Origin of the sequence: Cellulomonas sp., assembly GCF_035634735.1 — a bacterium.
Lineage (GTDB): Bacteria > Actinomycetota > Actinomycetes > Actinomycetales > Cellulomonadaceae > Cellulomonas.
Window position 1 is genome coordinate 1 of the sequence record NZ_DASQCJ010000011.1, and the last position, 5,496, is coordinate 5,496.

Consider the following 5,496-nt stretch of genomic DNA (forward strand, 5'->3'; position numbering starts at 1 on the left):
GCGTCCCCGCGGACGACGCCGGCCGCCGCGCCGCCCTGGCATCGATCCGCGAGGCGGCGCTCGACCTTGGCTTCGGCGAGGGCGACGTGTTCGCCGTCGAGGGCTTCCCGGCGCGGCTGAGCAGCGAGCACGTCGACCTCCGGCTGCGCGGCACGCTGTTCGAGGTCCGCTACTCCGACCTGGGCCGCGAGCGCGTCCTGGCGCGGCTGGCGCGGGTCGAGGACGCGCGCCGGGCGTTCCTGGAGGCGGTCGGCAGTGAGGCGAAGTACCGCGGCTACGACGTGCCCCCGGAGCTCCTGCCGCCGCGCCCGCCCCTGCCCCCCAGGCCGGCCACCGTCGCCGACGAGCAGGCGTGGCTCGAGGCGTTCGCGAACGCCAACCGCGAGCGTGACCGCGCGGTGTCGGACCCGGAGTCGGAGGTCTACCCCGACGGCTGGTGAGCGCCGCGCCGACTGTGCATGAAACGGGTCGAGTGCCTATCCGCCGGATAGGCACTCGACCCGTTTGATAGGCGTTCGGCGCGGGGGCGAGCCGGCGCGGGCCGGGGCCGCGGCGCTCAGGCCCCCGCGCCCCGCAGGCGCAGCACCGACCACGACACCGCCGGCAGCTCGACCGTCAGCACCCCGTCCGCCCCGACCGCGGCGCTCGCGTTCGCCCGCGGCAGCACGGTCTCCGCGTCCTCCTGCGTCGCGCGCCAGTGCACGTCGTCGTGCGCGTAGGTCAGCGCCTCCACGATCTCGACCGCGCCGACGCCCCGCAGGTCCACCCGCAGCGTGGTCGGGCCGTCGACGGCGCGGTTCACCGCGAACACCGCGACGTCCCCGGTCGCCGCGTCGTACGTCGCCACCGCATCCACGAGCGCCGACGACCCGAACCGCTTGTTCTCGTACGTCGGCGCGTCCACCGCCACGCGCAGCACCTCGCCGCGGGCGTACTTCGACGTCAGCGCGAACGGGTGGAACGTGGTCTGCCGCCAGGCCGCGCCGCCGGGCTCGGTCATGATCGGCGCGAGCGCGTTCACCAGCTGCGCCTGGCTCGCCGAGTGCACCCGGTCCGAGTTCCGCAGCAGCGAGATGAGCAGGTTCCCGACGACCACCGCGTCGGCGACCGTGTAGACGTCCTCCTCGAGCCGCGGGGCGACCGGCCAGTCCTCGCCCTTGGGGAGCGCGTCCTCGTTCTCGTGGTACCAGACGTTCCACTCGTCGAACGAGATGTTGATCCGCTTGTCGGTCTTGCGCGCCGCGCCCACCGCGTCCGCGGTCGCCGCGACGGTCGCCACGAAGTGGTCCATGTCCTGCGCCGACGCCAGGAACGACCCGAGGTCGCCGTCCTGCTCGTGGTAGTAGGCGTGCGCCGAGATGAGGTCGACCTGGTCGTAGCACTCCTCGAGCACCTCGCGCTCCCAGGTGCCGAACGTCGGCATGCCGGAGCCCGACGAGCCGCAGGCGACCAGCGTCAGGTCGGGGAACATCTGCCGCATGCCGCGCCCGGTCTCGGCGGCGAGCCGGCCGTACTCACGGGCGGTCTTGTGGCCGAGCTGCCAGGGGCCGTCCATCTCGTTGCCGAGGCACCAGAACGAGATGCCGAACGGCTCGTCGGCGCCGTTGGCGCGGCGCTGCTCGGCGCGGGCGGAGCCGCGGCGCTGGTTCGCGTACTCCAGGAGCTCCAGCGCCTCCGGCAGCCCGCGGGTGCCGAGGTTGACGGCCATCATCGGCTCGGCGCCGGCGGCCTTGGTCCAGGCCATGAACTCGTGCAGCCCGAACGCGTTGGTCTCGGTCGAGTGCCACGCCAGGTCGAGCCGCTCCGGGCGGGCCTCGACCGGGCCGACGCCGTCCTCCCAGTTGTAGCCCGACACGAAGTTGCCGCCCGGGTAGCGCACGGTCGAGATGCCCATCTCGCGGGCGAGCGCGAGCACGTCGCCGCGGAACCCGTCGGCGTCGGCGGTGGGGTGGCCGGGCTCGAAGATGCCCGTGTAGACGCACCGACCCAGGTGCTCGACGAACGTGCCGAAGGTGCCGCGGCGGACCGGGGCGACCGTGAAGGCGGGGTCGATGACGACGGTGGCGGAGTGCATGGGAGAGACCCTTCGTCGAGGTGCGTTCAGCGTTGAACTACGGCGGCGCAGCCGACTATAGTCCATCGTTGAACGAGCCCGGTCCCACCCGGGGGTCGCGACAGCGCGACGCCGCCGGACGCCGGCGCCCTGCGGGGGGATCGCAGCGCGGCGACCCCACCCGACGAGGAGTGCCCGTGACCGACCACGTCACCGTCCACCCGCCCACCGGCGTCGTCCCCGCGCGGTTCCGCCCGCCGGCGGGCGCGTCCGACGCCCGGGTCGTGAGCCTGGACGGGCCGTGGCGGTTCCGGCTGCACCCGACCGCGCGCACGGGCGCCGACCCCGCGGACCCGGGCGCCGACTGGGACACCATCGCGGTACCGGGCCACTGGCAGCTCGCGCAGGCGCCCGAGGCCTGGCCGTACGGCACGCCCGCGTACAGCAACGCGCTGTTCCCGTTCCCCATCGACCCGCCCTACGTGCCGGACGCGAACCCCACCGGGGAGTACCGCCGCACGATCGAGCTCCCCGCGGACTGGCCGGCCGACGGCCGCACGTACCTGCGGTTCGAGGGCGTCGACTCGTGGTTCGAGGTCGCCGTCAACGGCGCGGTCGTCGCCACGTCGCACGGTTCCCGCCTGCCGACCGAGATCGACCTCACCGACGCGCTCCGGCCCGGGGAGAACCTGCTCGCCGTGCGCGTCACCCAGTGGTCGGCGTACTCGTACGTCGAGGACCAGGACCAGTGGTGGCTGTCGGGCATCTTCCGCAGCGTGACGCTGGAGCACCGCCCGGCCGCGGGCCTCGGCCACGTCGGGGTCGCCGCCGACTACGACCACGCGACCGGCACCGGCACGCTGCGCGTCGACGTCGAGGACGCCGCCCCGGGCACGCGCGTCACCGTCCCGGAGCTGGGCCTGGACCTGGCGCCGGGGGAGACCGCCACCGCCGCGGTCGACCCGTGGAGCGCCGAGCGCCCCCGGCTCTACGAGGTCGTCGTCCGGGCGCCGGGGGAGCGGGTCGTGCTGCACGCCGGCTTCCGCCGCGTCGCGATCGAGGGCGGCGTCTTCCTGGTCAACGGCGCCCCCGTCAAGCTGCGCGGCGTCAACCGGCACGAGTTCGACCCGCTGCGCGGCCGGTCCGTCGGCCCGGAGCTCATGGAGGCCGACGTGCTGCTGATGAAGCGGCACCACATCAACGCCGTGCGGACCAGCCACTACCCGCCGCACCCGCACTTCCTCGACCTGTGCGACCGGCACGGCCTCTACGTCGTCGACGAGAACGACCTCGAGACGCACGGGTTCCAGCAGGAGGACGGCCGCTGGCCGGGCAACCCGGTGGACGACCCCGCGTGGCAGGACGTGCTGGTCGACCGCGTGACGCGCATGGTCCGCCGCGACGCGCACCACCCGAGCATCGTCCTGTGGTCGCTGGGCAACGAGGCGGGCGGCGGCTGCAACGTCGGCGCCATGGCGTCGGCGGTCCGCGCGCTCGACCCGACCCGGCCGATCCACTACGAGGGCGACTGGTCGTCCGACGAGGTCGACGTCTACTCGCGGATGTACGCGACGACCGAGCACACCGAGCTGATCGGTCGCGGGGTCGACCCCGCCCTGGCTCGCCCGGAGGCGGACGCGCGCCGGCGGCTGATGCCGTTCCTGCAGTGCGAGTACGCGCACGCGATGGGCAACGGCCCGGGCGGGCTGTCCGACTACGACGACCTGTTCGACCGGTACCCGCGGCTGATGGGCGGTTTCATCTGGGAGTGGATCGACCACGGCCTGTCCCGGCGCGACGCCGAGGGCCACGAGTTCGCGGCGTACGGCGGCGACTTCGGGGAGCTGTTCCACGACGGCACGTTCGTCGCGGACGGGCTGGTCCTGCCGGACCGCACGCCGGCGCCGTCGCTGCGGGAGGTCGCGGCGGTGTTCGCGCCGGTGCGGATCGACGCCGTCGACGGCGGGGACGCGCTGCTGGTGCGGAACCGGTACGCGTTCCGGGACACGGCGCACCTGGCGTTCGAGTGGACGCTGTCGCACGGGGCCGACGTGCTGGCGACGGGGACGCTGGACCTGGGGGTGCTGGCGCCGGGTGCGTCGGTGCGGGTCGCGCCGCCGGCCGACCTGCCGCTGCCCGCCGCCGACCACACGCCGACCTTCTGGACGCTGCGCGCGGTGCAGCACGCGGCCGACGACCTCGACGCGTCCTGGTTCCCGGGCGGTCCGTGGGTCGTCGCGACCGGGCAGGTGGCGGTCGTCCCGGCGGTGGCGCTCGCGGGCCTGGCCGCTGGGGGAGCGCGCCGGGAGACGGACGGGTCGTTCGTCGTCGGGCCCGCGCGGTTCGACGAGGTGGGCAACCTGGTCGCCCTGCACGGTCGCCGGGTCGCCGAGCTGCGCGTCGACGCGTGGCGCGCGCCGACGGACAACGACCGGCGGCAGGCGATGTGGGTCGAGCCCGCCGACGAGGAGGTCTGGCGGGAGCACGGCCTGCACCTGCTCGCCGAGCGCAAGATCTCCGCCGCGCTCGACGACGACGGGGCGCTGGTGGTCGAGGCGCGCACGGCGGGGCCGCGGACGCGGAACGGGTTCCGGACGACGTACGTGTGGTCGTCGGGGGCCGCCGGGTCGGTGGACCTGCGGGTGCGGATCGTCCCGGACGGCCGGTGGTCCGGCTCGATCGCGCGGCTGGGCCTGCTGCTGACGCTGGAGGAGCCGGCCGCGTCGGACGTCGCGGTCTCCTGGCACGGGCTGGGCCCGGACGAGTCGTACGCCGACTCGGCGAAGGCCGCGGTCGGCGGCGCGTGGTCGCACACGGTCCGCGACCTGCAGACCCGGTACACGCACCCGCAGGAGAACGGCGCGCGCCGGGGCGTCACGCACGCGGCGCTGTCGTTCGCGGACGGCTCGTCGCTCGTGCTGGACGCCGGGCCGACGGTCTACGGCGGCGTGCCGCGGGCGGGCGTCGAGCTGTCGCTGCGGCCGTGGTCGGACCGGGCGCTGGACGTGGCGGCGCACCCGCACGAGCTCACCCCGGACGGGCTGCTGCACGTGCACCTGGACGCGGCGCAGCACGGGCTCGGCTCGGCCGCGTGCGGGCCGGGGGTGCTGCCGAACGCGGTCCTGCGCCCGGCCCCGGCCGAGCTGACGCTGCGGCTGACCGCGGGCTGAGGCGCCGCCCCCCCGCGCACCCCGCACGCGCCACGCACGCCGAGTGGGCAGTTGATGTCCCTTCCGGGTCCCGGGAGAGGACATCGACTGCCCACTCGGCGCGGGGTCGGTGAGCGGGGACTCAGCGCTCGACGAGGCTGAACGGCGTGCCGATGTGCCCGCCCTCGCCGCGGCGCTCGCCGACGAGCAGGTCCAGGATCAGGCCGGTCGACGTCGCGAGGCCCGGGTCGATCGTCGTCAGCGGCGGGATCAGGAACCCGCCCTCCTCGATGT

The 5,496-nt window shown here is 75.0% G+C and carries 3 protein-coding genes; 2 read left to right on the top strand and 1 reads right to left on the bottom strand.

Features of this window, described 5'->3' with window-relative positions; all coding sequences use genetic code 11:
* A partial coding sequence (locus VER05_RS01155) for a hypothetical protein (protein ID WP_324843571.1) occupies window positions 1-440 on the top strand: 440 nt, incomplete at its 5' end.
* 116 nt (window positions 441-556) lie between these two features.
* Here VER05_RS01155 and VER05_RS01160 read toward each other — a convergent pair.
* Window positions 557-2,074 (bottom strand): alpha-N-arabinofuranosidase, encoded by a 1,518-nt coding sequence (locus tag VER05_RS01160; protein ID WP_324843572.1) that lies wholly within the window; start codon window positions 2,072-2,074, stop codon window positions 557-559.
* Window positions 2,075-2,250: 176 nt separating this feature from the next.
* Between VER05_RS01160 and VER05_RS01165 the strand changes: the two genes are divergently transcribed.
* Window positions 2,251-5,223 (top strand): glycoside hydrolase family 2 TIM barrel-domain containing protein, encoded by a 2,973-nt coding sequence (locus VER05_RS01165; RefSeq protein ID WP_324843573.1) that lies wholly within the window; start codon window positions 2,251-2,253, stop codon window positions 5,221-5,223.
* The last annotated feature ends 273 nt before the right edge of the window (window positions 5,224-5,496 follow it).

What these genes read in the sequence shown, in the direction of transcription:
- VER05_RS01160 (WP_324843572.1), bottom strand. Translation starts at nt 2,074, where the DNA reads ATGCACTCCGCCACCGTCGTCATCGACCCCGCCTTCACGGTCGCCCCG.